A 3131-nucleotide genomic window follows, 5' to 3' on the forward strand; every position below is an offset into this window, starting at 1 on the left:
CATGCCTGGGTGCGCGAGGCGGTGGTGGTGGCGCGCCAGGACCGCGCCGGCGACAAGCACCTTGTCGCCTATGTCGTGTGTGGACCCGAGGCAGGCTCGGACGAGGACGATGGAAGCGGGCTTGCCGGCGCCTTGCGCGCGCATGTGAGCGGGCGGCTGCCGGACTACATGGTGCCGGCTGCGTTCGTGCGGCTCGCGGCGCTGCCCTTGACGCCGAACGGCAAGCTCGACCGCAACGGGTTGCCGGCGCCGGCCGACGACGCCTATGCGCGGGCGGCCTATGAGGCGCCGCAGGGCGGGATCGAGACGGCGCTGGCGCAGATCTGGGCGGAGCTTCTCGGTGTCGAGCGGGTCGGACGCCACGACAACTTCTTCGAGCTGGGCGGCCACTCGCTCCTGGCCGTGCAACTGATGGAGCGTCTGCGGCGGCTGGCGCTGGGGGTCGAGGTGCGCACCCTGTTCGCCAGGCCGGTGCTGGCCGATCTTGCCGCTAGCCTTGGCAGCCATCACGAGGTGGCGGTGCCTGCCAACCTGATCACCGAACAGAGTACGGCGATTACGCCGCAGATGCTGCCGCTCATCGAGTTGGCCCAGCCGGAGATCGACCGGATCGTCGCCACGGTGCCCGGCGGCGTCGGCAACATCCAGGACATTTATGGGTTGTCGCCGCTGCAGGACGGCATCCTGTTCCATCATCTGCTGGCCAGCCGGGGCGATCCATATTTGCTGGTCTCGCAGATGGCGTTTGCCGAGCGTGGCCTGTTGGAGCGCTATCTTGGCGCGGTTCAGCAGGTGGTGGACCGGCACGACATTCTGCGTACGGCCTTTGTCTGGGAGGGGCTGTCGAGCCCGGCCCAGGTGGTGTGGCGTCGCGCGCCGCTGCAGGTGAGCGAGGTCGAGCTGGATGAGGATGGCGGTTCCGAGCAGATGAAGCGGCGGTTCGATCCGCGCCAGTACCGCATCGACCTTGGCCGGGCGCCCTTGTTGCGGTTTGTGATCGCGCGCGAGCCCGGCAGCACACGCTGGCTGCTGCTGGAGCTGCAGCATCATCTGATCGGGGATCACACGACGCTGGAAGTGATGCATGCCGAGGTGCGGGCCGTGCTGGAGGGTCGCGGGCATGAGCTTATAGCGCCGCAGCCGTTCCGCAATCTGGTGGCGCAGGCGCGGCTGGGGGTCGATGCCAAGGCGCATGAGGAGTTCTTCCAGGAACAGTTGGCCGACATCGACGAGCCGACGCTGCCGTTCGGGCTGAGCGAGGTGCGCGGCGACGGCAGCGGGGTCGGCGAGGCGCATCGGATGCTGCCGCAGGCGCTCAACGATCGGCTGCGGGAACAGGCGCGGCGGCTGGGAGTGAGCCTGGCCAGCCTGTGCCATCTGGCCTGGGGTCAGGTGGTGGCTCGCAGCAGCGGGCGAGAGCAGGTGGTGTTCGGCACGGTGCTGTTAGGCCGCATGCATGCGGGTGCGGGCGCCGACCGTGCGATGGGCCTGTTCATCAACACCCTGCCTGTGCGGCTTGACCTGGACGGAACCGCGGTCGAGGCGAGCGTGCGCATCACGCATGCGCGGCTTTCCGAGCTGCTGGCACACGAGCATGCCTCGCTGGCGCTGGCGCAACGCTGCAGCGGCGTTGCGGCGCCGGCGCCGCTGTTCAGCGCGCTGTTGAACTACCGCCACAACACGCCGGCGGCCATGACCGGCTGCGGACCGGATGATGTCCTGGCGGGTATGGAATGGCTGGGCGGGGAGGAACGCACCAACTATCCGCTGACCCTGTCGGTGGAGGATTATGGCGAGGCGCTCGGCCTGACGGCGCAAGTGGTGGAGCCGGTGTCTGCGGATCGGGTCTGCGGCTACATGCAGCGGGCGCTCGAGCAACTGACAGAGGCGCTCGAGCATGCCCCCAATACGCCGGTGCGCGACCTGGACATCATGCCGGCCGACGAACGCACGTATCTGCTAGAGGATCTGAACCGGACGGCGGCGGCCTATCCATCGGAGCGGTGCATCCACGAGCTGTTCGAGGCGCAGGTGCAAAAGGCGCCGGAGGCGGTGGCGGTGGTCCATGAGGACGAGCGCCTGAGCTATGGCGAGCTCAACGCGCGGGCCAACCGGCTGGCGCATCATCTGATCGCACTGGGTGTGAAGCCGGACCATCCGGTGGCGATCTGCGTGGAGCGCAGCCCGGTGATGGTGGTCGGGCTTTTGGCGATCGTCAAGGCCGGCGGCGCCTACCTGCCGCTGGACCCGGCCTATCCCTGCGCGCGACTGCGGCAGGTTCTCGACGATGCCGCGCCGCGGCTGCTGCTGGCCGATGCGGCCGGCCGCGCAGCTCTCGGCGCCGAGGCACTGGCCGATGTGAGCGTGGTCGATCTGGATACGGCTTCCCCGGCCTGGGCCGAACTGCCCGCCTGCGATCCCGAGCCGCGCGCCCTTGGCCTCACCGCGCGCCATCTCGCGTATGTCATCTACACCTCAGGCTCAACCGGAACCCCAAAGGGCGTCATGGTCGAGCATGCACAGATTGCTCGTCTGTTCGAAGCGACCCAGGACTGGTATGGCTTCACCGAACACGACGTATGGTGCCTGTTCCATTCCATCTCGTTCGACTTCTCGGTGTGGGAACTGTGGGGCGCACTGCGCTATGGCGGGCGTTTGATTCTCGTGCCGAGTAGTACCGCCCGTTCTGCTCCCGACTTCCATGAGCTAGTCTGCAAATCTGACGTCACGGTTCTCAATCAGACCCCCTCGGCTTTCAAAGCTTTCATGGATGTAGAATGCCAGAGCAATGTTCGAAACCGCCTTCGATATGTGATTTTTGGTGGGGAGGCTCTGGAACCGTCAATTCTAAAGCCGTGGTATGAAAGGCATCCAGACGGTGGCCCGCAATTGATCAACATGTACGGCATCACGGAAGCGATCGTGCATGTTACCTATCGACCTCTTGATCAATCTGACACCTCCAACTCGGGTAGTCCGATCGGAGAGCCCATCCCCGATCTTCGGATCTATCTTCTGGACGGTCATGGTGCGCCCGTGCCGTTCGGGGCGGTGGGTGAGCTTTATATTGGCGGGGCGGGGGTTGCGCGTGGCTACCTGAACCGGCCCGAGCTGACGGCGGAGCGGTTCAT

The 3131-nt window shown here is 66.3% G+C and carries 1 protein-coding gene; it reads left to right on the forward strand.

Going from position 1 to position 3131, the window contains the following annotated elements; all coding sequences use genetic code 11:
• Positions 1 to 3131 (forward strand): non-ribosomal peptide synthetase (locus HNQ71_RS34485; protein WP_184879612.1); only part of this gene is annotated, 3131 nt, incomplete at both ends.

The organism is Mesorhizobium sangaii, from assembly GCF_014207355.1.
GTDB lineage: Bacteria > Pseudomonadota > Alphaproteobacteria > Rhizobiales > Rhizobiaceae > Mesorhizobium > Mesorhizobium sangaii.